Source organism: Bradyrhizobium agreste (genome assembly GCF_016031625.1).
Taxonomy (GTDB): Bacteria; Pseudomonadota; Alphaproteobacteria; order Rhizobiales; family Xanthobacteraceae; genus Bradyrhizobium; species Bradyrhizobium agreste.
This window is the reverse complement of record NZ_JACCHP010000015.1, coordinates 219,218-245,487: the sequence shown is the minus strand read 5'-3', so window position 1 is coordinate 245,487 and position 26,270 is coordinate 219,218. Positions and strand designations below refer to the sequence as shown.

Here is a 26,270-nt window from a genome sequence, read left to right as displayed (position 1 = left end):
GAGCTGGGAACTTTTTGGCGCAGCTGGAATTGTGCCTATCCAGGGAACGGCGCCCGGTTGAGAAAACTTCTCTATTTTACAGTCACTTAACTCGGGGAAACGTGGAACAGGTCATGAAAGATCTCAAGTCTCAAGCCAGCAGAAGCACGACCCCCGGCAAGGGAGGCCTGACTCCGGAGATTCAATCCCGGATCGGGCACCAGTTGCGCGCCATGTACGACGATGTCGTACGACAAGGGGTTCCGGATCGGTTCGCAGAACTGATCAAGAAGCTTGATGCGCCGGGAGCGTCACCCCACGTGGAAAATGAGGGCGGATCCAACGACAACAACAATGGGAGGGATTAATGCCTCTCACGGACTCCCTGCGTAACGACATCTTGGCGGCCGTGCCCAGTCTGCGCGCCTTCGCCATCTCGCTCAGCGGCAATGCAGACCGCGCCGACGATTTGGTCCAGGAGACGCTGCTGCGCGCGCTCGCCAACATCGACTCGTTCCAGCCCGGCTCCAACCTGCCGGCTTGGCTGTTCACGATCCTGCGCAACCTGTTCCGGTCCGACTATCGCAAGCGGCGGCGCGAGGTCGAGGATGCCGAGGGCAACTACGCCAAGACGCTGAAGACCCAGCCCTCGCAGAACGCGCATCTCGAATTCGAGGAGTTTCGCACCGCGCTCGACAAGCTTCCGCAGGACCAGCGCGAAGCCTTGATCCTGGTCGGCGCATCCGGCTTCTCCTATGAGGACGCGGCCTCGATCTGCGGCTGCGCGGTCGGCACCATCAAGAGCCGCGTGAACCGCGCCCGCTCGAAGCTCGCCGCACTGCTGTATGTCGACGGCGCCGAGGATTTCGGACCCGACGAGACCGTGCGCGCCGTGATCGGCGGCAGCGGCGGCTGACCGCCGGCAGTCAATCGGACCTGGACGAGAGGAAGACGGCCGTTTCCACGGTCGTCTTCGCGTGCGCGTCTGACGGCCATGGCGTCGGGCTCACTCCACGAAGGTCACGGTCTCAGCCACGCTCGCCCGCGAGGTGCGGTAGCTGTTGACCTTGTGCGCGTGGTCCGCATAGCCGAACGAGATGCCGCAGACGACGCGGCGGTCGTCGGGCAGATCGAAGTGGCGGCGGATCAGGCCGGAATGTCGCGCCAGCGCGGCCTGCGGAATGGTGCCGAGCCCGAGCGCCTGCGCCGCCAGCATGAAATTGGAGACATAGGCGCCGCAATCGATCGCACCGTAGATGCCGAGCGGCTCGTTGGTGTGGATGATGGCGACGTGCGGCGCGCCGAAGAAATTGTAGTTCTCCAGCGCCTGCTTGGCGTAGGCCGCCTTGTCGCCGCGGGCGATGCCGAGCGTGTTGTAGAGCTGAAAGCCGCTCTCGCGGCGGCGATCGAGATAGACGCCGACATATTCGCGCGGCGGCGTGAAATCGAAGTCATCGCCGAGGCCCTTCGAGGCCTCGGCGTAGATCGCCTTGCGAAAGCGCTCCTTGGCCTCGCCGCTGGCGATGATGACCTGCCAGGGCTGGCTGTTGCACCAGGACGCCGTGCGCTGCGCAGTTGCCAGCACGTGCTCGATGGTGGCGCGATCGACCTGCTGGGGGAGAAATGCGCGAACGGAGTAGCGCTCGTTGAGGAGCTCTTCGAGCACGCCGATGCGGTCGTTTTGTTCCACTTGTGCGTCCATCACTCAGCTCGCCTTTTTTCTTTGGTTGGGCAGAGGCGCCAAGCGCCGTCCCACCGCCATACTTACCTCGATGCACCTGCATATGGTAGGCATGCTGTGTTTTGCCCACCCAACGCGAGCGGGGACCGTGCCGACTACTTGGTCAGCAGGGCATAGGCGCCGGTCCAGCCCTCCGGCGGCGGATTGATCTGGAAATCCTTGATCCGCGCCTCGTAAAGCCTGAACAGCTTCTCCAGCGTGTCGGCGTCCTCGCTTCGACGGCCGCGCTCGATCGCGTCCAGCGCGCCCTGCCAGTCGCGGCTGCGGTAGCAGCCGAGCATCTCGATGGTGATGTTGCGCAGGCGCTGGAACGCGGCCGAATGCATCACGTCCTCGCGGCCGGCGATGGCGTAGATCACTTCCGGCTCGGTTTTGCCCTTGACCATGATGAAGTCGAGCTCGAGGATCGCGAACCTCTCCTTGACGGCGAGCGCGGTGCGCGAGCCCACGATGATCGGAAAGCCGTATGCCTTCGACTGGCCCTCCAGGCGGGAGGCCAGGTTCACGCTGTCGCCGAGCACCGAATAGTTCTTCTTCAGGTCGGACCCCATGTTGCCGACCACGCCGATGCCGGTGTTGAGACCGATGCCCACGTTCAGCGGGATGTAGACGTGGCCGCCGTCGGCGGCCTCCTGCTCGCGCTCCTTGTTGACCTCGTCGATCTGCTCGAGCATCTGGATCGCGGCTTCGCAGGCGTTGATCTCGTGCTCGGCATCGTCGAGCGGCGCGTTCCAGAACGCCATGATGGCGTCGCCCATGTACTTGTCGATATAACCCTTGCGCTCGATGATGACGTCGGTCAGCGGCGTCAGGAAGCGGTTCATCAGCGCAATCAGCCCTTGCGGATCGTGCTTGTAGCTCTCCGAGATCGTGGTGAAGCCGCGCACGTCGGAGAACATGATCGTCATCTCGCGCTCCTCGCCGCCGAGCACGAGCTTTTCCGGCGACTGCGCCAGCTGCTCGACCAGCACCGGCGATATGTATTGCGCGAATTGCCCGCGGATCTGCACGCGCTGGCGCTGCTCGCGCACGAAGCTGGCGAAGATCAGCGTCAGATAGACCGCGGTGGTCGACAACAGCGGATAGGTGAAGTCGATGAGTTGGCGGTGCTGCGCGTAGAAGAACCAGGAGACGCCGACCAGGATGGCGGCGAAAGCCCCACCCGCGAGCACCAGGCGGACGGGGCCGAGATTCGGCGTGAAGATGATGACGAGCAGACCGATCACCAGCGCCGCGATCAGCTCGATGCCGAGTGCGTAGTTCGGCTGCGAGATCGCCGCGCCGCTGAGCACGCTCTCCAGCACCTGGGCATGGATCTCGACACCCGGCATGGTCGCGGACACCGGCGTCGTCTTGATGTCGTTGAGCCCGGCCGCGGAGGTCCCGACCAGCACCAGCTTGCCTGCGAACTTGCTCGGCGACACGCTGTTGTCGAGCACGTCGGCCGCGGAGACGTAGATCGAGGGATCCCGGCGGGCGTAGTGCACCCAGAACTGGCCGTTCTTGTCAGTGGGGATCTCGACGCCCTTGAGGCGCACGGCCCGCACGCCAGTCTTGTCGGTCCTGATCAGCAGCGTCGGCGTGCCCGTGACGACGCGCAGGATCTCGAGGCTGAGCGATGGCATGATGTTGCCTTGGGCACGCATGACCATCGGCACGCGGCGGATGAACCCATCGCGCTCTTTCCTGATTGAGAACAGGCCGCGGCCGGCCGCCGCCAATTCGATCACGGGCACGTTGCGCAGCAGGCCTGGAAATTCGAACAGGAAGCGTTCGGCGCCCTCCTCCCCGACCGTCGCCACGCCCGTCAGCGGAAGTGACTTGTCGGGTTCGGCCAGGACGTCGGGCAGACCCGTCTCGCCCAGCACCACGCGCGAGCGCTTGATCGCCTCGGCGAGGATCTGGTCGTTGGTCGGCAGCTCGCGCAGCTTGGCGCGCGTGGCATCGTCGAGATAACGCATCTGGCCCGCCACCAGATCCGGATTGAGCCGGTCGGGCTCCGAAAACACCACGTCGAAGCCGATCGCCACCGCGCCGTTGTTGCTGAGGTTTTGGATCAGATCGGCAATCCGCGTCCGCGGCCACGGCCATTGCCCGAGCTTGGCGAGACTCTTGTCGTCGATGTCGACGATGGTGACCGGCCGCGCCGTCTTGTGCCTGGGATCGATCAGCTGGAACATGTCGAAGGTACGCAGCCGCAATTCCTGGATCGGCGGCGGATCCCAGAGGCGCGCGACGGCGAACAGAACCAGCAGAGCAAGGCACATCAGCCGCGCAAAGCCGAGCTTCCGCGCAAACCACCGCTGCAGGATCTTCAGACGTTTCATGCGAGCCGAACTTCCCGCCCAGCACCACGCCGGGCGCACCGATCATGGAGCCTCGGCCCGCGATTGGCTATTCCCTGACGGTGGTAGACGATGAATTTTTTTGTCGCGTCAAGCTACGGGCCTATTGGCCGATAGAGCCCACACGTCCTCACGTAACATGCGTGCCGAAGATGAAATCGCTGGCCTGAAGATTTGCGGCAACCACGTTCTTGAGCAGAAGCGACTCGTGCTCCAGTACCGGTCCGGATTGCTGCGAGACCTCCTGATTCCAGGTGATCAGGGTGTCGCCATTTTGCTGCTGGACGATGGCGAGGTCGCTCTTGCAGCCCACGTCCGAGAACTGCCGCAGGTCGATCTTGTCGAGACCCACCGTGAAATCGGTGATGGTGTGGGAGAAATCGGTGACGGGTTGCCCGTTGCCGTCATACAACAAGCCCGGCGCGAACACGAACTGATCCTTGGCCTGGCCACCGGTCAGCGTGCTGTTCGTATCGGTCGCGAAGATGACGTCCTTGCCGTCGGTGCCTTCCAGGGTGACGCCCAGGCCGGTGTCGCCCGCCTCGTTGAAGATGAAGTTCACGGTGTCGGACAGGCCCGTGATCTGGTCCGTCACCGTCAGCGTGATCTGCTCGATGTCCGGCGGCTGCGCTGCGGGATCGGAGGTGGCCCCTGTCGGATTGTAGGTCGCACCGGTCTCGAAACCCAGGTTGATCTCCTCGAGTGAGCCCGAGGCCGGATAGAAGTCCACCTGACTAAGACCTGGATGCGCAGTCGACATGGTCACGGTGAATTCGTGGTCCGCTGAGCCGGTAACCATGAGATCGGTGATGATGTCGGAGTTGTTCTCGATGATATGCTCGACCTGGAAGCTCTCAGTGTTGATCACGGGACCGTCGGCGGGAGCAGTCACTTCCGTGCCGATGGTGGTGAGATCCTGTGAGACCGGTGTCTCACCGCCGGTGCCGGTCAGCGAAAGATCGATCGTCGCGATCGACAAATCAGTCGTGATGGCGCCGGTATAGGTGTCGTCGAGCGCGTGGACTCCCAGCGCGCCCGGCGTCCCGGAAAAGCCGTTGGCCGGCACGAACCGGATCAGCGTGTCGGGGCCGAGCACCAGAGCGGTCGTGTCGCTGACCGACCCGATATCGACCCATTGATCCGTGCCGGCGAGTTCGTACTGCCAGACGCCCTGCGCTGCGGTGGCGGCATCGGAGGTCACCGCGACGGCTTTGAATGTCGCACCGGTGTCGGCGTCGTGGAACTTGTCCGTGAACAGGCTGCTGATCGCAGCTCCGCTCGGATCACCGTCGTTGCCGGAGATGGAAGCCAACGTCGCATCATCGAGCGTCGGCGCGTCGTTGCTGCCCGCGATGTCGATCGTGACGGTGCTGCTGGCGCCGGCGCTACCGGCATCCGACGGAACGATCGTGTATTGCAGCGACAGCGTCTGGCCGGCGGCGAGGAAGTCGAAGGCCTGCCCCTGCGAGTTGAAGGTCCAGGTGAACTGCGCGTGGGTGGCGGTGCCGTTGAGGATGTCGCCGGACTGAACGCTCAAATAGTTCACCAGATCGGTGTTCGACAGCCCACCGACGTCATCGGTCTGCAACACACCGTCAAGATAAACCGAGACGTGATCGCGCGCGACGCTCACGTGATCGGTGGCGTCCGCATCGGACAATGTCAGCGTGCCGGTCTTGTCCAGCCCCCCATTGGTCTCGTCCAGGTCCGCGCCGGAGCTGTCGCCGCTTGCGACCGTGATCACCGGCGCGTCGTTCTTGCCGGTGATGGTGACTGTCACCGCGGCCGTATCGGTCTTGCCCTGATGATCCGCCAGCGTGATGGTGGAGACCACCGTCACGGTCTGGCCCTCGCCGAGGAAATCCAGGGCGCTGTCGGCGATCGAATAGCTCCAGCCGATCGCGCCGTTGTTCTTGTTGCCGGTCGCAGAAAGCGTCAGCGCCTGCTCCAACGCGGTGATTTCGTCCGGCGACAGCGTCAGCTGCGTGGTGTGGTCGGTGTCGAGCCAGGTCAGAGCATACGCGACGTTCGTCACCGTCGGACGATCGGTGAGGTCGATGTCCTTGAAATGGATCGTGCCGGTCCCGCCCGACACCGGGTCGAGCGCGGAGGAGCCGGTGGTGCTCTCGAGCTCGGAGAAGTTCACGCTCGGCGAGGCCTCGGCCGCGGTGAAGACCGGTGCATCGTCATCCGCGTTGAACGTGATCAGGGTGCCGCCATGGCCGTCGCTGCTGCCGGCGAAATGGGCGTTGCTGTAGTCGGCACCGGTCAGCTTCAGATCGATGTGGTTGCCATCGGCGTCGGTGACCGTCAGCACGCCTCCGGTCGCAGGATCGGCATTGGCAACATAGACCGCACTGGTGCCGAGACCGTACGTGATCGTGGACAGGTCGATCGTGTCGGTCGCGGACAGCCCCGCGATCGATCCGCCAAAGGACGACGTGTCGATCTGAAGCGCGGCGCCATCACCGGCGAGCGTGACCGTTTGCGTGACCGTGCCCTCGAGCTTCAGGAGCGCGCCGGCATCGACGGTCACCGACCCCGCGCCGGACAGCGAGCCGAACAGCGTCAGGCTCCCGTCGTTGACCTCGATCGTACCGGCATTGGTGATGGCGCCGGAGATCGTCGCCGTGCCCCAACTGTCGATCTCGTGGTAGTTCGCAATGCTCAGGCCGCTCCCGGAAATCGAGGCCCCATTGAGCAGGTCGATATCACCCTCGTTGACGATCGACGACAGGTTGCCGAACACGCTGGTGCCTGAGACGGTCCAGATGCCGCCCGCCTCATTGTTGAAGGTGGCCGTGGCGACGGAGATGTTGCCGTTGATGTCGCCGGAGTTGTTGATCGTGATGGCGCCGCCGGTCTCGACGATTGCGTAGGTCGTCGAGGTCACGCTGGATGCAAGCGCAGGACCGATCGTGCCGGAATTGTCGATCGTCACCGTGCCGGTCGCATTCCCCTGGATGTAGATCGCCGCGTGACCGGTGGGAGCCGAGATCGAGCCGGAATTGGTGATGTGGGTTGAGCCGGTCGCGCCGGCCGCGTTTTGCGTGACGCTGATGCCAGCGAGGCTCGTGCTGCCGATGTCGCCATGATTGACGATGGTGACGTCGCCGGCGCCGGTGGCGAGGGCAGCCACGCCGACCGCCCCGGTGACCGAACCGCTATTGGTGATGCTGACGTCGCCGCCACCATGATCGAACGCCGCGATCGCGGTGCCGGCGGCGGAGATCTGTGAATTCTGGCCGGTCGTGACCGTGATGTCGCCGACACCCCAGGTGAACGCCTCGATGCCATAGCCGGCGTCCGCCGTGATCGTTGCATCGCTCGTGACGGTAACGTCGCCGTTGACCGCTTCGGAGAAAGCGCCGACGCCGCCCGGCTTGTAGCCGGCGATGATCGCGCCCGGCGTGGTGCCGTCGTTGTTGAGCGTGGTGCCGGAATGAATCGTACCGTGCGCCTCGACGGAGATCGTGCTCGCACTGCCGGCGGCAATGGCCGTCGCGAAATTGACGGCCACGATGCCGGAGCTGCCGGAGGTGATGCTGTCGCCATTCGCCAAGGTGACGCTGATGTCGCCCTGATCGAGACTGTGGGCTCTGATGCCGTAGCTCGCCGCTCCCGAGATCGTGACATTCTCGCCGAGCGTGACCGTGACGTCACCGGTGCCGCCGCTCAACGCTGCGGCGTTGATTCCCATACTCTGCGCCCCGGACACGGAGATCGTCGTCCCGGCGAAGCTGTTCACCGTGACATCGCCGTTCCCGTAACTAAAGGCGTTGATGCCGTAACCGGCCGCAGCGGTGATGTTGGCATGGTTGTTGACGATCACCGTGCCGTTGACGCCGATGTTGGCGTGGGTGCCGGTGGTGGCGCCGGTGTAGCCGGCTTCGATGCCGGCCGGGGCATTGCCGGCCAGGTTCGGGCCGCTGCCGGAATAGATCGTTCCGTAGGCGGTGATCGTGATGCTGTTCTCGGCCGCGCCGTCGATCGACGTCGCGCGATTGACGGCGACGACACCCGAGCTGCCCGAAGTAACCACGCTGCCGGCCCCGGTCGTGACGGTCTGGCTGCCACTGCCATAGCTCCGCGTCCGGATGCCGTAGATGGAGCCGCCGGTGATCGAGCCGCCGGCGTCGATGTCGATGTCGCCGTTGCCCAGCGTTCCTGCATCGATACCAAACGCGCCGCCAACGGCACCGCCGAGCTGGGTGATCGAGATGTCGCCGCCATTGCCGGCGTTCAAATTCTCGACGAGAACGCCGACCGAATTCGCGCCGGAGCCCGTCGCCTTGCCGGTGAGATTGTTGACGGTGATGTCGCCGGATCCTGTCGCACTGTTGCGCAGCGTGATGCCGTTGCCGGCGCCTCCCGTGATGTCCTTGGTCGCCGTCAGCGAGATATCGCCGGCGCCGTTCTGGGTGACGACGAGCCCGTTGGCCGCGCCCGTCAGAGCGCCGGTGGGCGTTAGAACGATGTTGGCGCGATTGCCACTGGTTCCGCCAGATGCGGTGAAGTCGAACGCGTCGCCCAGCGACGAATTGATGTCACCATCACCGGTGACGGTGAAGGTGCCGCCGGTCGAGGCCTGCCCCGTGATAGTGCCGGTGAAATCATGGCTCGTGGCGTCGAGCTTGAGCGTATCGACGCCGCCGGCGAAGGTGACGGTCTGCGCATCCGCGCCGCCCAGCTCGAGCGTCGCGCCGTCCTCGACAACCAGCGTCCCGACACCGGTGATGCCGCCAGCAAGATTCAGCGTGCCGGCCTGCACCTCGATCGTGCCGGTGTTGGTAACCGCGCCCGTGATGGTGCTGCTGCCAGAGACGCCATAGAGGTGACCGGCATTGCTCAGGGTGCCGCCGTTGATCGACACGTCGGTGAGATAGAGCTTCGAGGCGCCGTCGACCGCGATCGTGCCGCCGGCATTGCTGACGGTCGCGGTCGCGAGCTTGAGGATGCCCCCGCCCGCTGCCTCGATCAGGCCTAGATTGGTGATGGCATGAAGCAGGCCGGGATCAATCGTCAGCGTGCCGCTGGTGACGGTGATCGTGCCGGTGTTGTTGAGATCGGCGCCGTCGACCGCGCTCACGCCGGTGGATTCCAGCGTGCCCGCGATCGTCAGCGTACCGCCGTTGATGGTCGCACCGGCGAGATCGAGCGTGGAGCCCGATGCGACCGATACGGTGCCGCCGGTGTTGGTCACCGTCAGTGCGGTCAGCTTCAGCGCGCCGCCGTTGATCGCGGCCAGCGTGCCGGTGTTGGTGACGAACTGGTGGTCGATGTCGAGCTCGGCGCCGTTGGCGCGGAGGGTGCCGGCATTGGCAATGGCGGCCGAGGTCGTTGCGGCGAGCGTCAACACGCCGCCGATCGCCTCGATCAGGCCGCTGTTGGTAATTGACGCATTGGTGACTGTGTTGGCACCGGACGAGGCCAGTGTACCGAGCACGTTAAGCTGGCCGCCGGTGACGCTCGCGCCGTTCAGCGTCAGCTTCTTGCCAAGGTTGACCTTCAAAATACCGCTATCTACGATCGACGTGCCGGACACGATCACATTGTCGAGCGCCAGCGTTGCGCCGCTTTCGATCGTGACGAAACTGGTGTTCAGCGTTGCACCACCGTCGATCGCGCTGTTGCCGGTGACAGCGATCATTCCGGTGCCGCCGATTGTGCCGCCGCTGATCTCGGTACCCGAGAGCGTCAGCGTCTGACCGCCGTCAACCATCACCGTGCCGTGATTGGTCACGACGTCATTGAGCAGGGTCGCAGGACCGGATATCTCCAGGGTGCCGTTGTTGACGATCGGGCCGCTTCCACCGCCGGTGGTCTCGGTGAATATCACGGGGCCAATGGCGAAATCGTTCGGCGAATATGTCACGCCGGTCAGGTGAAATTTGACCTTGGCGATCTCGGCACTGCTGCCGGTCAGCTCGATGAAGATTGCCGAATTGTCGGCACTGCCGGTGCTGACGCCGTTCTTGCTGACCGAACCGATCACGTTGCCGATCAGGTCATAAGCGATGATCTCCGCGGTGAAGCCGCCGAAGTAGTTGGCCTGGATCTGTGCCCCCGCCGAATAGACCGGGGTCGCGAATTGGACCGTGATGTCGGGTCCCGCCCCTCGATCCCACAGGAGGTGGGTTCCGGGCTCGAAATTTCCGTACCAGCCATTGCCTTGATCGCGCAGCTCGAAGATCCCGCCGGCGGAGCTGACCGTGCCGCCGGTGCCGTTGGTCGCCACGACCTGCAGCGGGCTGCCAAGCACGGTGTAGGAGGTGCCGAGCTGCCCCCAATCGAATCGTGCAGTGACGGGGCTGCCGCTCGTCTGCAGGGCGAAGGCGCTCGACGCACCCTTGATCACCGCGCCACCCGTGAGCTTCACGGTGCCGTCCAGGGTGAGGCTGCCATTGTCCGAGATCGTGGTGCCGTCGACCGTGACGTTATCGAGCGTCAGTGTCGTGCCAGCTTCGACCGTAACGGCACTCGTGCTCAGCACGGCATGGCCATCGATCACCGCGTTCCCCGTGACGTCGATCGTGCCGGCGCCCGCGATGGCGCCGCCGGTGATGGTGGCATCGTTCAGCGTCAGCGCGGCATTGGCGTCGACGACGACGTTACCAATCGAATTGTCGACCGTCGCACCCTGAGTGATCGCGAGCGCACCGCCTGCCGTCACCTCGATGGTACCGGCATTGGTAACGGTCTCGTTCTCGAGGGCGTTGCCGGTGCCGCTGACCTTGAGCGTTGCATTGTTGTTCAGGATGCCGCCGCTGAGCACGGCATTGCCGGTGAGGTCGATCTCGCCGTTGTCGGTAAGGATGCCGGCACCGTCGATGCCTGCGCCGTTGACCGTCAGCTTGCCGGTCGCGTCGACCGTGATGTTGCCGGTGTTGGTGACGACCGAGCCCTGGTCGATCGTCAGCGCACCATTCGCCAGCACCTCGATCGTGCCGGCGTTGGTCACGGCCTCATTGTGCAGCGCATTGCCGGCGCCGCTGACCTTGAGCGTCGCATTGTTGTGCAGCGTGCTGCCGCTCAGCACGCCATTGCCGGTCAGATCGATCTCGCCGTTATCGGTCACGGTGCCGGCACCATTGATGCTCGCGCCGTTGACCGTGAGCTTGCCGTTTGCATCGACCGTGACGTTGCCGGTGTTGGTGACGACCGAGCCCTGGTCGATCGTCAGCGCACCGTTCGCCAGCACCTCGATGGTGCCGGTCGCGCTGTTGGTGACCGTCTCATTGTCCAGCGCATTGCCGGTGCCGGTAACGTTGAGGGTGCCGTTGTTCGTCAGGTTGCCGCCGCTGAGCACCCCGTTGCCGGTGAGGTCGAGCTCGCCGTTGTTGGTGACCGTGCCAGGTTGTGGCAGGCCAACCAGAGTGAAGACCGAATCTCCGCTCGTCTCGCTCTCGGGATAGATCATCACCGTCGGGAGGATGCCGATCCCGCCGCCGTCGATCGTTGCACCATTGACAGTCAGCTTGCCGCTGGCGTCGATCTTGACGTCGCCGCCATTGTTGATGTGAGAGCCGTGGTCGATCGTCAGCGCGCCATTTGCAAATACTTCGACGAGACTGCCGGCCTTGTTGAAGCCGGTTTCGCTGGCGAACTCCACCGCACCCTTGACGTTGACCAAGCCGGAATTGATCAGCGTGCCGTTCTCGATCACGGTGATGCCGTCGAGCTCTAGCCTGCCGGAAACATTGACCGTGCCGCCGTCGATCGTCGCGGCGTTGGCGACCAGCGACGCGAAGGAGCCGACCTGCACGGTACCGGCGGCATTGGCGATGCCGGTATCCAGCGTCAGCGTGCCGCCAGAAAGATTGATGGTGCCCGAATTGGTGATCGTGGTGCCGGCAGCGAAATCGCCGCCGCCCTCGAGCGTCAGGTGTCCGGCATTGGTCAATACGCTCGTGCCCGATATCTCGGCCTTGCCGCCGACCGACATCGTGCCGGCCGCGGCGTTGGTGAGGATCGAATCCGCGCTCATGTTGAGCGCACCGGCGATGGTCAGCGAGCTCTGGTTGATGAGCTTCGGCGGCGGGCCACCGAAATCGTTCATCGTCAGCGATTTCGCATAGGCAGCCGCGTCAATCGTCACCGGATAGGACGGCGTCAGACCGTGCAGCTGATCGGTGATGACGATGACGTCGTCATCGATGGTCGGGACGGTCCCGGTTTCCCAATTGGCCGCGTCCTTCCAGAACCCGCCGGAGGGCGCGCCGGCCTTGTCGGTCGCGATCCAGACCACGGCGGGCGCGTCGGTGCCGGTGATCGTGACGGTGATCGTCTGCTGGGCGGTCGCGCCTTGCGAGTCCGTGACCGTGACGGTGTAGACCAGCGTCAGCACCGCGCCCTTGGGGATGAAATCGGCGAGATAGACCGGAAGATCGGCCAGTGACCAGTTGATGGTGCCGGTGCCGTCTCCGGTGCTGTCGGCGCCGGCAGCGATCGCGACCGACATCGCGCTCTGGAATGCCGCGAGCGGACCGGGCGGAACGGTGCCGCCGGGCAGGGTCGCGCTGGTCAGCGCCACCGACACCGTATGCTCGTCGGTAAGATCGACGTCATCGAAGCTCAGCGTGCCCGAGGTCGGAACGTCGCTGGTGAGCGGGCCACCCGGCACGCTGGTGCCGCCTTCGAAAGTGATGACGGGAACGTCGGTGGTGATCACCGGCTTGTCGTTCGTTCCCGTGATCGTGATGGTGATCGGGATGAACTTGGACTCGGGGTTCACCGAGAAATTGGTGTCGACGCGGACCATATAGGTCAGCGTCAGGGTTTCGCCGGCCGCGAGGAAATCGAAGACGTGGTCGGGGATCGTGTAGGTCCAGACCGCCGAGCCGTTATTGTTATTGTCAGGGTCGGCGACGACACTGATCTGGATCTGCGTCGCCGCGATGTCTTGCTTCTGCAGCGCAGTGAGCGAGCCGGTGACGTCCTGCTGGCCGGCGTTCTTGTAGACGTAGTTCGGCGCCTCGGCGAGGCTCACGCTCACCGTCGGCAGGTCGCCGAGGTTTTGATCGAGGAATCTGATCAATCCGGAAATCGTGTCGGCGTGCGTATCGCCTGTCGTGTCCGCCCGTTCGGTCAGAGCGAACGCGGTCTTCACGTTGCCGCCAAGGTCTAAGCTCTGCGCGATCGGCTGACCGGGAATGCGGCCGACCGTTGGCGTTGATGTGGTGGGTTTTTCCTGCGTCTGCGGATTGAGATTGACGAATGTCGCAGTGACGGCGGTGCCGGACGCAGATTTGAGCAGCACCTCAAGGCCGAACGGCGTGATCGTGTCGGTGTAGTTCGTGGTCAGCTTGGTGTTGGTGCTGTTGTCGGTGAACTTCAGCGTGAACACGTCCGTGATCAGCTTCTGCACCTCCGGCGACATCAGTGCATTGGTGACCGAGACGTTGCCGCCGCTGATCTGGATCATCTGGCCGGCCTGGTTGACCGTCGCGATCGGCAGCAGCGTGACCTTGTCGAACAGGATGTAGGAGCCGGTCGTGCCGTTCGGTTCGACCAGCACCTGGAAGCTCGCCTGCGGCTGCGGATCGCCGCCGCCGGCGGGAACGACGAAGTTGATCTGGGTCAGCACCGCCGTGCCGCGGATGCCCATGGTGGCGACCGGCGTGTCGACCTTCATGTCGCCGTGCTTGGCGGTTTCGCCGGCGACGAAGGTGATGGTACCCGCGACCAGGCTGAGCAGGGAGGAATTGTTCGACCCGTTGGGGTCGTAGACCATCTCGTTCAGCACCATCCGCGCGTTGGAGGACAGGCCGAACACGGTGCCGTCGATGAAGGTGATGCCGAGCGTCGAATCGGAGCCGGTCGAGACGACGTCGCCCTTCTCGACGTTGTCGCCGTTGTTCAGGATCACCGAGACGCCGTTGCGGATCGCGGTCGCGCTGCCGGAGAGTTTTGTGACGTGACCGATGACCTGAGCCGCTGCGGTGCCGGGCGCAGCCTGCGCATATTGCACATGGCCCGTGAGCGCGCTGACGAGGTCTCCGGTGAGGTGAGCGCCATCGGGCGAGGCGATCGCCGCGCGCTTGTCGCCCCTAAAATAATCGTGAACGACGAACTCATGACCGTCGTGGGACAGCACGAGGTCGAGACCTGCGCGCTTGAACTCGCCGTTGAAGATCAGGTTGGGATCGGGAACAACGAACGCGCCAGCGGGCAGGTGACCATGCGCCTTTGCGACGAAGGGCTTGGCAGCAGAGAAATCGACATGGCCGTCGGCGGGCGAACGGGAATCCTGGCCGTCCAAGGACTTCGCGGCGTCAAATTTGCCAGCGTAATTCAATCGGGCACCGTAAAAAGGGTTAAAATCTAAGTAAGTATCCACCGCCTAAGCTTGCATAGCATTACCAAGTCCTTAGCGAAACCATCTATTGCTTGTGTGATTTCGCGTCACCGAGCCCCAGGCGGCGCGGTGGGACCAAGTCCTCATGGGGGAAGCGGAGCAATTCGAAAAATGCCTGCTAGTATAATTTTGCTTATTTGATCCCATTTTTCGATCCCCCACGTATTACATCGTATAGATCAGGCGCCGAATACTTGTGTCATCTTTTCTCCGTTGTGCCCCGCAACATCTTGGGGCAAATACGGAACCAAATCTGTGACCCAACTAACAGAACCCGTGAAATAACGGGGTCGTTAGCCATAGGATACGGAACCCGGCGAGCGCACAACCAGCACCTGCAATTGGCCCCATCTCGCGCCGAGCGGCTTTTCCCCCCGCTCCCCCGATTCGTCAAATCCTTGTCATGTGCGGCGTGATCCTGCTCGGATCGGCCGCCGAGCTTCGCGCCGGCACGCTGCTGTCGCCGGGCGCCGGCGTCCTCGTGCGTAAATCCGCCGAACCGTTCGGCGTGTTCGCCTTCGCCATCTCGTCCGGTAGCCTGCAGCAGAGATGGTCTGCGCTGAAGGACAAGCTCGACGACGACATGGTGCAGCTCGCGCTGTGCGACGGCGACCGGGACCATTGCGCTTCACCGGCCGCGCTCGAGCTGCTCGCCATCGTCGACCAGGCCCGCGCCCGCGACGGCCGCGCGCGGCTCGGCGAGGTCAACCGCGCCATCAATCTCGCCATTCATGCCGCCAATGATGGCACCGACGACGTCTGGAGCTCGCCGCTGTCGACCTTCGCGCGCGGGGCCGGCGATTGCGAGGACTATGCCATCGCCAAGCTGGCCGCGCTGCGGCTGGCGGGAATTGCCTCTGAAGACCTCCGCATCGTCGTGGTGCGCGACGTCAGGGCCGGCGAGGCGCACGCAATTGCCGCAGCAAAGCTCGACGGCCAATGGCTGATGCTGGACAATCGCCGCATGGCGATGGTCGGGGACGACGCGACGCGGAGCTATCAGCCACTGTTCGTGCTCAACCAGTCGGCCGTGCTGAAATATGTCGACGAGCCGGTGCAGGTCTCGATGGCGGCCGCCGAGGCGCGTTGATCGCTCGTAGCGGGCTTCTCGCACGGCGCTCGTCCACAAACCCATTTCACCGCGCATGACCAGAGGCTAGCATGGCGCCTTCCGTGCGGGGGCGACTGGAATGCGATTCATCGTGCTATCTGTGCTTGCGCTGCTGGCATTGCCGGCGGGGTCCGCGTTCGCGCAATCCGAACGCGCGCTCACCGACAGGCTGCCGCTATTTGCCAAGAACAACTGCCAGCAGATTCGCGACCCCGGCAATCAATTGTTCTGCGGTGATCCGACGCTGGCCGCCGCCGCCGAGAAGCTGAACACCGCGATCGAGGCGCGGCTCGCACGCCTGCCGGATCGCCTGCCGGCGATCGAGGAGAATGCGATCTGGGTCCGTCATCGCAACCTCAGCTGCGGCATCGTCGGCCAGACCGCGATCCGATCCGACGAATTCGACGAGGTCAAGGCGTGCCTGCTCAAGGTCACCGAGGAGCGCGCCGCGATCGTTCGCGATCCGGATTTCGACTGCCTTGCGGCCAACACCGCTGCGGGCGCGGTGATCTGCGCGGACCCCTCGCTGGCGCTTGCCGAAACCGAGCTCAATGGCCAGGTGCTCGGCCTGATCGGCAAATTGGACCCCACTGCGGCACGTTTTGCCTTCGCCGAATATGGACGGTGGACACGCGAGCGCGACCGCAAATGCAACCTGGTCGGCAAGGAGAACGTGCCGCTGCAGGAGCTGGAATCCGCCGAGGACTGTCTCGCCGAGCATTTAAAGCGCAAGACCGACGAAATCCGCGCCGCAAGAGGTGATCCCAAGAAGGTGTTCGGCCAGCAGGTCGCGGCCCGCATCCCCGACACCGACGCCGTCGATTTCTGCGCCGCGCGGATTCATGCGGCCAATTCCTGCGGCAATTTCCTGCGCATCAATCGCGTCTATGCGCTCGACAGCCAGGTGACCGAGCAGGAGGCACAGGTCACCGGCGAAATCGAGATGGCCGTGCTCGCCCCCTTCACCGTGTGCAGCAAGGTCGCCTTGACCTGCACCGGGACCTGCTGGGACGCCACGACGGGCCGTCCGCAGCAGGGAGCCGGCAACAAGGTGCGTTCCCCAGATGCCTTCAACGTCACGCGCCGGCTGAGGATCCAGCGAACCTTCGCCTTCGTCAAAGCCGCCGACGGCTGGCGCTGCCGCGAAGACGAACTCGCTCCGGTGAGCTCGGGCACCGCAGGCGGTGGATCGTAGGGTTTCTCTCCGCCGCGCGCTTTCTTCCTTCTCCCCTTGTGGGAGAAGGTGGCGCGAAGCGCCGCATGAGGGGTTCTCACCGCGCACAAGTCTGTTCGTGAGGCTCACCCGGCTTCGCTCACGCGAAGCCACCCTCTCTCGCAAGGGGAGAGGGTGCACCGTTCGCGCCGCGAGAAATCAGAACATCAGATTGTCCTTCACCAGCACCCAGCGGCCGCCCTTGACCTGCTGCACCTGGGTGATGGTGTTGGCGAGGTGGTCGGTCTTGGAGAACTTGGTGGGCGGCGAGTTGAAGATGTCGAAGAATTTCTCGCCCGACTCAAGCGCATCGAGCATCTTCTGCCCGGTGAGATCCTTGCCCGCCTTGTTGGCGTAGAACGCAAACGTCATCACCGCGTTGTAGCCGATGATCGCCTGCGTGTTGGCGTCGGTGCCGAACATCTTCTTGTAGTTGACGAGCCAGTCCTTGACCTTGCCCTTGGCGGTGTCCTCGTACGGGATCTCGAAGCCGCTCGCGGCATAGAGGCCTTCGACCACCTCCTTGCCGAGCATCGGCACCTCCATCACGTTGACGGGGGTCGCACCGAGGAAGGTGACGTCCCAGCCGAGCTTCTTCGCTTCACTCATCGTGCCGATCGGCTCACGCAGGACCGCACCGAGCACGACGAGGTCGCAGCCGTCGGATTTCATCTTGGCGACCTGCGCGCTGAAATCGGAGGCGCCGCGCTTGTAGGTCGTGATCGAGGCCGGCTGCACCTTCATGACGGCGAGCTGCTGGTTGAAGCCGTCGAGCACGTTCTTTCCGTACTCGTCGTCCTGATGCATGATGCAGGGCTTCTTGAAACCCTTCCACTCCATCATGTATTTCAGCGCGGCCCGCGTGCTCTCGACGTAGGGCAGCAGGTTGTTGAACTTCAGCCGCTCCTGCGGCTTGGCCGGATCGAACTTGAAGGTGAACTCGGCCGCCGTCAGCGGGAATAGCTGCATGACGCCGGCGTCGAGCAGGATATCCTGCGCGGCGAGCACGGTGGGCGATCCCATCGGCCCCACCATCGCGAAGATCTTGTCGCGCTCGATCAGCTTCTGCGAGGCGAGGACAGCCTTCTTCGGATCGTAGCCGCTGTCCTCGATCACCAGGCGGATCTTGCGGCCGTGGATGCCGCCAGCGGCATTGACTTCCTCAACGGCCATCTTCATGCCGTTGGAGACCGGCACGCCCCAGCCCTTGATCGGACCCGACAGGTCCTGATGGGTGCCGATGACGATCTCAGTTGCCGAGATGCCCTCGTTGGTGACCTTGGTTTGCGCAGCGGCTGGCAGACAGGTGAGCACCACGGCACCCACAGCAAGGCCGAATGCGCTGAACGATTTCGACATTGACGTCTCCTCTCCTAAAGGCCCGTATTGCACGAAGGGCGGGGCCACAGCTCCTTCGCTTTCTCAAAATGGACCGAACCGTCACGCCACCGCGCGCTCGCGATACATCGCTTCGATCTCGGCGGCGTAGCGCTTGTTCACGAAGCCGCGCTTCAGCTTCATGGTCGGCGTCAGCTCCTCGTCCTCAGGGGTGAGCTGGCGCTCGATCAGGTAGAACCTCTTGATGGTCTCGACGCGGGCAAAATTGCCGTTGACCTGCTCGATCTCGCGCCCGATCAGGTCCTGGATCTCCCTCGCCCGACACAGGCTGGCATAATTGGTGAAGGGGATGTCGTGATCCTGGGCGAACTTCTCCACATTCTCCTGGTCGATCATCACGAGGCAGGTGAGATAGGGCCGCTTGTCGCCGATCACGACCGCGTCCGAGATGTAGGGCGAAAACTTGAGCTGGTTCTCGATCTCGGACGGCGTGATGTTCTTGCCGCCGGAGGTGATGATGATGTCCTTCATCCGGTCGGTGATGCGGACGAAGCCCTCATTGTCGATGGTGCCGACGTCGCCTGTGTGCAGCCAGCCGCGGGAATCGATCGTCTCTGCGGTCTTCTCCGGCTGGTTCAGATAGCCCATGAAGAGGAAGTCGCCCTTGATCAGGATCTCGCCGTCGGGCGACAGCGCGACCTCGCCCCAGGGCACCGCGGTGCCGACCGAGCCGAGCTTGATCTTGTCCGCGGGCATCATGGTTGCGACCCCGCAATTCTCGGTCTGACCGTAGACCTCGTGCATGTCGATGCCGAGCGCCAGATACCAGCGGATCAGCTCCGGTGCGATCGGCGCTGCGCCGGTGAATGCGATGCGGCAGCGGTCGAGCCCGATCATGCGGCGGATGTTGCGAAACGCGACCAGGTAGGCGATGCGGTTGGCGATACGCAGCGACAGCGGCGGCGCCCTGCCCTCGAGCCGGCAATCGACCATGCGGTAGCCGATGCTGATGGCGCGGCGATAGACCCATTGCTGCAGCGGCGTCGCATCCTTCAGCGCGATGGTGATGGCGGAATAGAACTTCTCCCAGATGCGCGGCACCGCCAGAAAGGCGGTGGGCTGCACCTCGCGTAAGTTGTCCGGCACGGTTTCCGGGCTTTCGGCAAAATTCATCACCGAGCCGAGCGCGACCGAGATGTAATAGCCGCCGACACGCTCTGCGACGTGGCAGAGCGGCAGGAAAACCAGGCGTTCCTCATCTTCCCGCGCCGGAATGAAGTCGTTGGCGTGCCGCATCTGGTGGGTGACGCTGCGATTGGCGTGCATCGCGCCCTTGGGCGGGCCGGTGGTGCCGGACGTATAGACGAGGATCGCGAGATCGCCGGCGCTGCGGCTGTCGATCATCTCCCGCCACAGCGCGTCGCGGCCGACCATGTGGTTCCGGCCGAGCGCGCGAAACTCGTCGAGCGACATCACCATGTCATCGGAGAAGCCGCTGAGGCCCTCCATGTCGAACACGATGATCTTCTGCAAGCTCGGGCAACGCGCGCGGCAGGTGAGAATCTTGTCGAGCTGCTCCTCGTCCTCGGCGAAGATCACCCGGGTGGCGGAGTCATTGACGAGATACTCGACCTGGGACGCAGAATCGGTCGGATAGATTCCGCTAGAGACGCCGCCGGCGCACAATATGCCCATATCGGCGTAGACCCATTCGGGCACGGCATTGGCGATGATGGAGGCGACGTCGCCGGGCATGAAGCCGACGGCGCGAAGCGCGTAGGCGATCTCCTTCGAGATCTCGAGCCACTCTCGCCAGCTCGTCGGCTGCCAGATGCCGAACTTCTTCTCGCGGATCGCCGCCCTGTCGCCCCGCGTCTCGGCGGCACGCAAGAAGCTCTTCGCGATCGTATCATCGACCGTCAGCACCGCCGGTCGGGCCATGCGCCTCTCCTCCTTGTCGCCTGCCCTCCGCTGCCTGCCTTGTCGGCGGTCTTTGCTTAAGGTTGGGCAAGCTCATCTTACTGCCAGCTCGTCCTCACCGCCACGTCTTCTTCTTTTTCCAGCGCCGCTCGCCGCGCGCGCCCGCTTCCTTGGCACCAAGGTAGAATTCCTGGATGTCCTGGGAATGCATCAAGCGGTCGCAGGTATCGTTCATGACGATACGGCCGATCTCCAGCACATAGCCGTAATGGGCGGTTTCCAGCGCCACCTTGGCGTTCTGCTCGACCAGCAGGATCGACATGCCCTGCTCCTCGTTGACCCGGCGGATGATGGTGAAGATCTCCTTGACCAGCAGCGGCGACAGGCCGAGCGACGGCTCGTCGAGCAAGAGCAGCGTCGGCCGGTTCATCAGCGCGCGCCCGATCGCGAGCATCTGCTGTTCGCCGCCCGAGAGCTGGCCCGCCGGCTGGTCGATCCGCTCCTTCAGGCGCGGGAAGTAGCCGTAGACGCGCTCCATATCCTCCGCGACGGCGTGCCGATCCTTGCGCGGATAGGCACCCATCATCAGGTTCTCGCGCACCGAGAGGAAGGGGAACACCTCCCGCCCCTCCGGCACGTGGCTGAGGCCGAGCCGCACGATCCGGTCGGCCTCCATGCGCTGGATTGGCTTGCCCATGAACTCGATCGCGCCCTTCTGCGGATCGAGGATGCCGGAGATGGTCTTCAGCACGGTGGTCTTGCCGGCCCCGTTGGCCCCGAGCAGCGTGACGATGCGCCCGCGCGGCACCTCCAGCGAGATGCCGCGGATCGCCATGATCGGCCCATAATAGCTCTCGATGTTGGAGAGTTTTAAGATGATATCCGGGCTCACTGCGGCATCCATCGCTTCAAGCTCCGAGATATGCTGCGACGACGTCGGGGTGCTGCTGCACTTCGGCGGGCGAGCCCATCGCCAGCACGCGGCCATAGTTCAGCGCGATGACGCGATCGGAGACGCGGTTGACCAGCGACATGTCGTGCTCGACCATCAGCACGGTGACGCCAAGCTCGCTCTTCATGTCGCGGATCCAGAACGACATATCGTCGGTCTCCTCGACGTTGAGGCCGGAGGACGGCTCGTCGAGCAGGATCAATTTCGGCTCCGAGCACAGCGCACGCGCAAGCTCGATCACTTTGCGCACGCCGTAAGGCAGGCCCGAGATCAGCTTGTCGCGGTAGGGTTCGAGGTCGAGGAATTCGATGACCTGCTCGACCCGGCGGCGGTGCACCTTCTCGTTGGCCCGCACGCTCGGCAGGAACAAGATCTCCTGCCAGAGCTGCGTGGTCGAATGGCGGTGGCGGCCGACCAGAAGGTTAGACAGAACGGTCGCGTTCTCGAACAGCTCGATGTTCTGGAAAGTGCGGGCGATGCCGAGCTTGGCGATGTCGTAGGGCGGCTGCTCCGTGATGTCCTGGTCCTCGAAGAAGATGCGGCCCGAGGTCGGCCGGTAGATCCGCGAGATCAGGTTGAAGATCGAGCTCTTGCCGGCGCCGTTCGGCCCGATGATCGACAGGATCTCGCCCTTCTCCACCGCGAACGAGACCGCATCGACCGCCTTGAGGCCGCCGAAGTGCAGCGACAGGTTCTCGGCGCGGAAATAGCTCATCGATTGCGCTCCGATTTCACGTAGATCTTCTGCCGCTTGAAGGTGGCGCGCTTGTAGAGCGGGAACAGCTGGAAGAAGAGCTTGATCTTGAGCCAGCGGCCGTAGAGCCCAAGCGGTTCGAACAGCACGAACAGCACGATGATGATGCCGTAGATCGCGCCCTTCAGCCCGTTGAGCGAGGCGAAGGCCGCGACTTTCGCCTCGATGTCGCCCGCAGTCGCCGTGCCGGCGCCGAACGCCGCGGCAACGCCGGCGATGATGCCGGGCATGTCGTCCTTCAGATAGGTGAGGAACGGATCGATCATCACGATGAAGATCGCGCCGAGCACGGCGCCGTGCAGGCTGAAGGTGCCTCCGATCAGGATCACGATGATGAACTCGATCGAGAGCTGAAGCGTAAACATCTCCGGCGAGATGAACGAGAGCTTGTGCGCGAACAATACCCCGGCAAAGCCGGTGATCGCGGCCGAGATCGCGAACGACTTGACCTTGTAGAGCGCGACATTGACGCCCATGCTGCGCGCCGCCGTCTCGGAGTCGCGGATCGCGACAAAGGCGCGGCCCGTCGGCGAACGCAGCAGATTGAGCGTGCCGACGATGGTCAGCACCAGCACGGCAAGGCAGAGATAGTAAAAGGTCGGGCTGTCGCGCGGCACGGCGACGCCGAGCAGCGACAGCGTCTTGACCCGCATGCCCTCGTTGCCGTGGGTGACGCTCTCCCACCGCGCCAGGATCTCCTCCACGATCAACGCAAACGAGATGGTGGCGATGACGAGATAGATGCCGGTGAGGCGCAACGCCGGGAAGCCGACCATCGCGCCGATGATGCCGGTCAAGACGCCGGCGGCGAGGAAGTAGACCGGGAACGGCACGTTGTACTTCTGCAAATAGGCCGCGGTGTAGGCGCCGATGGCGAGAAACGCCGCGTGGCCGAGCGAGGCCTGGCCGGTGAAGCCGGTCAGGATCAAGAGCGCCACGCCGACAGTCGCATAGATGCAGACGAAGACCAGCTGACTCATCAGATAGCTGGAGAGCACGTAAGGCGCGATCAGCAGCAGCCCGAGCAGGACGCCGTAGGTGACGACGTAGCCCGAATGCGGAAACAGCTTGATGTCGTCCTCGTAGTCGGTCTTGAACAGGAAGCGCATGACGTTCAGACCTTCTTGCGGACGTGGAGGCCGAACAGGCCCTCGGGCTTCAGCAGCAGCACGGTGAGCAGCACGATGTAGGGCGCGACGTCCTTCCAGCCCTCGGCCAGGTAAAAGCCGGCCATGCTCTCGATCACGCCGATCAGGACGCCGCCGACCACGGCGCCCGGGATCGAGCCGAAGCCGCCGAGCACGGCGGCGGGAAACGCCTTCAGGCCGAGCACGAGGCCGACATTGGAATGGATGAAGGTGATCGGCGCCAGCAGCACGCCGGCGCAGGTCGCAACCGCCGCGCTGATCGCCCAGACGACCGACACCACGCGCTTGACCGGGATGCCCATGTAATAGGCCGCCAGCATGTTCTCCGAGCTGGCGCGCATCGCGGTGCCGAGCGTGGTCTTGTTGAAGAACAGCCAGAGCAGCGCGCACAGGATCATCGTCGCCGCGATCACCGAGAGCTTGTCGTAGGCGAGCACCAGCGAGCCCATGCGCAGCACGCCCTGGCTGAACGGCGTCTCGATCTTGAGGTCGTCGGTGCCCCAGATCATGCCGGCGACGGAACGCAGGAAATAGCCGAGACCGATCGTGGCCATGATGATCGAGAACTGGGGATAGCCGAGGATCGGCCGCACCACCACGCGCTCGGCCAGCATGCCGAACAGCGCCATGGCGGCGACCGCACCGGCAAAGCCAATCCAGTAGTTCAGGCCCAGCATGCCGATGAAGGTGAAGGCGAAGAAGCCGCCCAGCATCATCAGGTCGCCCTGGGCGAAATTGACGACCTCGGTGGCCTTGTAGACGAGCACGAAGCCGAGCGCGATCAGGCCGTAGACGCAGCCGAGCGCAACACCGCTGACCAGCTGCTGAACGAAATCCAGCATTGACGCGCGTCCTCCCGATGCAACCGGCGCTCTTCGAGGCCACCTTGCCGCATCTTGTGTCCAGTCGCTACGCGGTCGTTTCGCCGCGTTAGCGCCACTTGTCCGGAATCAATTCAGCCTGAACGCCCGCTCGCTGTCAACAAACGGTGACTTGTCGGGATGCCTTGGCTTTAGTCCAATCGGGTTGGCGGAATTTGCAGCAGTGCGATTCACGGTGCCGAAACATCTTCGGCTCATGGTCGCTGGCGATGCAAACCGGATGGTGTGGCCGTCATGAAGCCGGATAAGTCGGCCCTGGAAGTCCGAGGGTTAACGAAGCGTTTTGACCGTCTGGCGGTTGACAACCTCGATCTCACCATCCATGCCGGCGAATTCTACGCGCTGGTCGGCCCCAACGGCGCCGGCAAGACCACCACTTTACGCATGGTTGCGGGCCTGCTCAGGCCCGATGCCGGCGCCGTCTCGATCTTCGGCACCGATGCGCTGCAAGACCCGGTCGCCGCCAAGCAGGTGATGGCCTGGGTCTCCGACGAGCCCATGATCTACGACAAGCTCACCCCGCTCGAATATCTCGAATTCGTGGCCGGCCTCTGGGGCATCGCGCCGTCGATCTCGCAACCGGTCTCCGAGGAACTGCTCGATTCGCTCGGCCTCGAGCCGCACCGGCACGAGCGCTGCGAGGGCTTTTCCAAGGGCATGCGCCAGAAGGTCGCTCTCGCAGGGGCGCTAGTGCACGACCCCCGCCTCATCATCCTCGATGAACCGTTAACGGGGCTCGATGCCGTCTCCGCCCGCCATGTGAAGGGTCTGCTCAGCGCGCGTGTCCGCGCCGGCTGCACCGTCATCATGACCACGCATATCCTCGAGGTCGCCGAGCGCATGGCCGACCGCATCGGCGTGATCGCCTCCGGCCGCCTGGTCGCTGAAGGCACGCTCACCGAGCTGCGCCAGCAGAACGGCCATGCCGACACCAGCCTGGAGGATCTCTTCATCGCGCTGGTAACGCTTCCGGAAGCCGCATGAGCTCGGCCACCGCGCTGTCCTGGTTCGCCCGCCACGAGCTGCGGCTCGCCTGGCGCGAATGGCTCGCCATGATGACGGGCGGGCGGCGCAAACGGGCGCGCGCGGCAATGATCGGCCTGTTGTGCTTCGCCGCGCTGCTCCACCTGCCGGCCTGGGCGGTGATCGGGCGTTTCGCCGACCTGCAGCTGCCGCTCGACAAATCCTCGCTGATCGTCATTTCGGCGACGATCTTTCTCGCCTGGACCTTGATGCTGTCGCAGGCGATCGAATCCGTGACACGGGTATTCTACGCCCGCGCCGACCTCGACCTGATCATGTCCTCGCCGGCGCGGCTCGCCAATCTGTTCTCGGTCCGCATCGCCGCGATCGCGCTGACCGTCACGGCGATGGCACTGCTGTTCTCGACGCCCTTCATCGACGTGCTCGTGATCGGCGGCGGCGCGCGCTGGCTCGCGGCATTCGGGATGGTCATCGCGATGGGCCTGTCGGCTGCGGCGATCGCGATCTCCGCCACCATCCTGTTGTTTCGCCTGATCGGCCCCGCGCGAACGCGCCTGATCGCCCAGATCCTCGCCGCGATCATCGGCGCCGGCTTCGTGATCGCGCTCCAGGTCGCCGCGATCATGTCCTACGGCACGCTGTCGCGCTTCACCATCCTGACCTCGGGGAGCCTTGCCGCCTACGCGCCCGACGTCGACAGCTTCTGGTGGTGGCCGGCGCGGGCAGCGATGGCCGACACCGAGGCGCTGGCGCTGCTTCTCGCGCTCGCGCTCGTGATGCTCGGCGGCGTGATGGCGATCTTCTCGCACCGCCTTGCCGACACCGCGATCGATGCGGCGGCCTACGCCACGTCGGGCCGCGCCCGTGCCAAGGAGCGCCCGTTCCGTGGTGGATCGCGCCAGCAGGCGCTGCGTTGCAAGGAATTCATGCTGTTGTGGCGCGATCCATGGCTGATCTCGCAGACCTTGATGCAGCTGCTCTATCTGGTGCCGCCGGCGCTGCTGCTCTGGCGCAATTTTGCCGACAGCTCCGCGGCGCTGACGCTGATCACACCCGTCATCGTGATGGCGGCCGGACAGCTCGCCGGCGGGCTCGCCTGGCTGACGATCTCGGGCGAGGATGCCCCCGACCTGGTCGCGACCGCGCCCTTGATGCCGTCCGGCATCATCCGTGCCAAGATCGAGGTGGTGCTGATCGCGATCGCCGTGATCTTCAGTCCGCTGCTGGCGGCTTTGGCCTTTGCCTCGCCCTTCCAGGCTGCAATCAGCGCCGCCGCGATCATCATCAGCGCGGCCTCGGCGACCGCGATCCAGCTTTGGTTCCGGGTACAGGCCAGGCGCAGCCAATTCCGCCGCCGCCAAACCTCCTCGCGGCTCGCGACCTTCGCCGAGGCCTTCTCCTCGATCGGCTGGGCCGCCACCGCCGCACTGCTGCTCGCCCTACCCCTGCCCGGCCTCATCAGCGGCCTGATCACCGCAGGCCTGGTCGCGCTCACCTGGAAGTTCAGCCCAAGACGCGCGTGAGGCAGAAATGGGCTTCCTCGTCTG

Annotated in this window: 15 protein-coding genes; 6 read left to right on the top strand and 9 right to left on the bottom strand. The window is 64.2% G+C overall.

The annotated features are described in order from the left end of the window. The first annotated feature begins 113 nt into the window (after positions 1 to 113). A complete protein-coding gene (locus HZZ13_RS22775) occupies positions 114 to 347 on the top strand; it encodes a NepR family anti-sigma factor (RefSeq protein WP_025032292.1) in 234 nt (77 codons plus the stop codon). Beyond that, positions 347 to 895 (top strand): sigma-70 family RNA polymerase sigma factor, encoded by a 549-nt coding sequence (locus tag HZZ13_RS22770; RefSeq protein ID WP_018316216.1) that lies wholly within the window; start codon positions 347 to 349, stop codon positions 893 to 895. The genes HZZ13_RS22775 and HZZ13_RS22770 overlap by 1 nt, the downstream gene beginning before the upstream one ends. Positions 896 to 985: 90 nt before the next feature. Here HZZ13_RS22770 and HZZ13_RS22765 read toward each other — a convergent pair whose 3' ends face one another. From HZZ13_RS22765 to HZZ13_RS22755, 3 genes are all read right to left on the bottom strand, one after another. Continuing rightward, positions 986 to 1,681: a nitroreductase gene (locus HZZ13_RS22765; protein ID WP_197961762.1), complete on the bottom strand. Its 696-nt coding sequence runs from the start codon at positions 1,679 to 1,681 to the stop codon at positions 986 to 988. Between the two features lie 134 nt (positions 1,682 to 1,815). Continuing rightward, positions 1,816 to 4,047 (bottom strand): CHASE2 domain-containing protein, encoded by a 2,232-nt coding sequence (locus tag HZZ13_RS22760; RefSeq protein WP_197961761.1) that lies wholly within the window; start codon positions 4,045 to 4,047, stop codon positions 1,816 to 1,818. 148 nt (positions 4,048 to 4,195) lie between these two features. Then, positions 4,196 to 14,362, bottom strand: a complete 10,167-nt coding sequence (locus HZZ13_RS22755; RefSeq protein ID WP_197961760.1) for a VCBS domain-containing protein — start codon at positions 14,360 to 14,362, stop codon at positions 4,196 to 4,198. Positions 14,363 to 14,825: 463 nt separating this feature from the next. On the opposite strand from HZZ13_RS22755, the gene HZZ13_RS22750 reads away from it, so the two are divergent. Further along, positions 14,826 to 15,512: a transglutaminase-like cysteine peptidase gene (locus tag HZZ13_RS22750; protein ID WP_197961759.1), complete on the top strand. Its 687-nt coding sequence runs from the start codon at positions 14,826 to 14,828 to the stop codon at positions 15,510 to 15,512. Between the two features lie 100 nt (positions 15,513 to 15,612). Next, on the top strand, positions 15,613 to 16,728 hold the full coding sequence (locus HZZ13_RS22745; protein WP_197961758.1) for a lysozyme inhibitor LprI family protein: 1,116 nt from the start codon (positions 15,613 to 15,615) through the stop codon (positions 16,726 to 16,728). A 177-nt stretch (positions 16,729 to 16,905) separates the two neighbouring features. Here HZZ13_RS22745 and HZZ13_RS22740 read toward each other — a convergent pair whose 3' ends face one another. From HZZ13_RS22740 to HZZ13_RS22715, 6 genes are all read right to left on the bottom strand, one after another. Next, positions 16,906 to 18,105, bottom strand: coding sequence for an ABC transporter substrate-binding protein (locus tag HZZ13_RS22740; protein ID WP_197961757.1), 1,200 nt, complete (start codon positions 18,103 to 18,105; stop codon positions 16,906 to 16,908). Between the two features lie 81 nt (positions 18,106 to 18,186). Continuing rightward, positions 18,187 to 20,025 (bottom strand): AMP-dependent synthetase/ligase, encoded by a 1,839-nt coding sequence (locus tag HZZ13_RS22735; RefSeq protein WP_197961756.1) that lies wholly within the window; start codon positions 20,023 to 20,025, stop codon positions 18,187 to 18,189. 94 nt (positions 20,026 to 20,119) lie between these two features. Next, positions 20,120 to 20,908: an ABC transporter ATP-binding protein gene (locus HZZ13_RS22730; RefSeq protein ID WP_197961755.1), complete on the bottom strand. Its 789-nt coding sequence runs from the start codon at positions 20,906 to 20,908 to the stop codon at positions 20,120 to 20,122. Positions 20,909 to 20,912: 4 nt separating this feature from the next. Then, positions 20,913 to 21,671: an ABC transporter ATP-binding protein gene (locus tag HZZ13_RS22725; RefSeq protein ID WP_197961754.1), complete on the bottom strand. Its 759-nt coding sequence runs from the start codon at positions 21,669 to 21,671 to the stop codon at positions 20,913 to 20,915. After that, positions 21,668 to 22,819 (bottom strand): branched-chain amino acid ABC transporter permease, encoded by a 1,152-nt coding sequence (locus HZZ13_RS22720; RefSeq protein WP_197961753.1) that lies wholly within the window; start codon positions 22,817 to 22,819, stop codon positions 21,668 to 21,670. The genes HZZ13_RS22725 and HZZ13_RS22720 overlap by 4 nt, the downstream gene beginning before the upstream one ends. 5 nt (positions 22,820 to 22,824) lie before the next feature. Next, positions 22,825 to 23,700 (bottom strand): branched-chain amino acid ABC transporter permease, encoded by an 876-nt coding sequence (locus tag HZZ13_RS22715; RefSeq protein WP_197961752.1) that lies wholly within the window; start codon positions 23,698 to 23,700, stop codon positions 22,825 to 22,827. 273 nt (positions 23,701 to 23,973) lie between these two features. Between HZZ13_RS22715 and HZZ13_RS22710 the strand changes: the two genes are divergently transcribed. After that, positions 23,974 to 24,723 (top strand): ABC transporter ATP-binding protein, encoded by a 750-nt coding sequence (locus HZZ13_RS22710; RefSeq protein ID WP_197961751.1) that lies wholly within the window; start codon positions 23,974 to 23,976, stop codon positions 24,721 to 24,723. Next, entirely contained in the window at positions 24,720 to 26,246 is a 1,527-nt protein-coding gene (locus HZZ13_RS22705; protein WP_197961750.1) for a permease, read from the top strand. The genes HZZ13_RS22710 and HZZ13_RS22705 overlap by 4 nt, the downstream gene beginning before the upstream one ends. Positions 26,247 to 26,270: the final 24 nt, after the last annotated feature.

What these genes read in the sequence shown, in the direction of transcription:
- HZZ13_RS22740 (WP_197961757.1), bottom strand. Translation starts at nt 18,105, where the DNA reads ATGTCGAAATCGTTCAGCGCATTCGGCCTTGCTGTGGGTGCCGTGGTG.
- HZZ13_RS22715 (WP_197961752.1), bottom strand. Translation starts at nt 23,700, where the DNA reads ATGCTGGATTTCGTTCAGCAGCTGGTCAGCGGTGTTGCGCTCGGCTGC.
- HZZ13_RS22720 (WP_197961753.1), bottom strand. Translation starts at nt 22,819, where the DNA reads ATGCGCTTCCTGTTCAAGACCGACTACGAGGACGACATCAAGCTGTTT.
- HZZ13_RS22775 (WP_025032292.1), top strand. Translation starts at nt 114, where the DNA reads ATGAAAGATCTCAAGTCTCAAGCCAGCAGAAGCACGACCCCCGGCAAG.
- HZZ13_RS22750 (WP_197961759.1), top strand. Translation starts at nt 14,826, where the DNA reads ATGTGCGGCGTGATCCTGCTCGGATCGGCCGCCGAGCTTCGCGCCGGC.
- HZZ13_RS22725 (WP_197961754.1), bottom strand. Translation starts at nt 21,671, where the DNA reads ATGAGCTATTTCCGCGCCGAGAACCTGTCGCTGCACTTCGGCGGCCTC.
- HZZ13_RS22770 (WP_018316216.1), top strand. Translation starts at nt 347, where the DNA reads ATGCCTCTCACGGACTCCCTGCGTAACGACATCTTGGCGGCCGTGCCC.
- HZZ13_RS22765 (WP_197961762.1), bottom strand. Translation starts at nt 1,681, where the DNA reads ATGGACGCACAAGTGGAACAAAACGACCGCATCGGCGTGCTCGAAGAG.
- HZZ13_RS22745 (WP_197961758.1), top strand. Translation starts at nt 15,613, where the DNA reads ATGCGATTCATCGTGCTATCTGTGCTTGCGCTGCTGGCATTGCCGGCG.
- HZZ13_RS22710 (WP_197961751.1), top strand. Translation starts at nt 23,974, where the DNA reads ATGAAGCCGGATAAGTCGGCCCTGGAAGTCCGAGGGTTAACGAAGCGT.
- HZZ13_RS22730 (WP_197961755.1), bottom strand. Translation starts at nt 20,908, where the DNA reads ATGGATGCCGCAGTGAGCCCGGATATCATCTTAAAACTCTCCAACATC.
- HZZ13_RS22760 (WP_197961761.1), bottom strand. Translation starts at nt 4,047, where the DNA reads ATGAAACGTCTGAAGATCCTGCAGCGGTGGTTTGCGCGGAAGCTCGGC.
- HZZ13_RS22705 (WP_197961750.1), top strand. Translation starts at nt 24,720, where the DNA reads ATGAGCTCGGCCACCGCGCTGTCCTGGTTCGCCCGCCACGAGCTGCGG.
- HZZ13_RS22735 (WP_197961756.1), bottom strand. Translation starts at nt 20,025, where the DNA reads ATGGCCCGACCGGCGGTGCTGACGGTCGATGATACGATCGCGAAGAGC.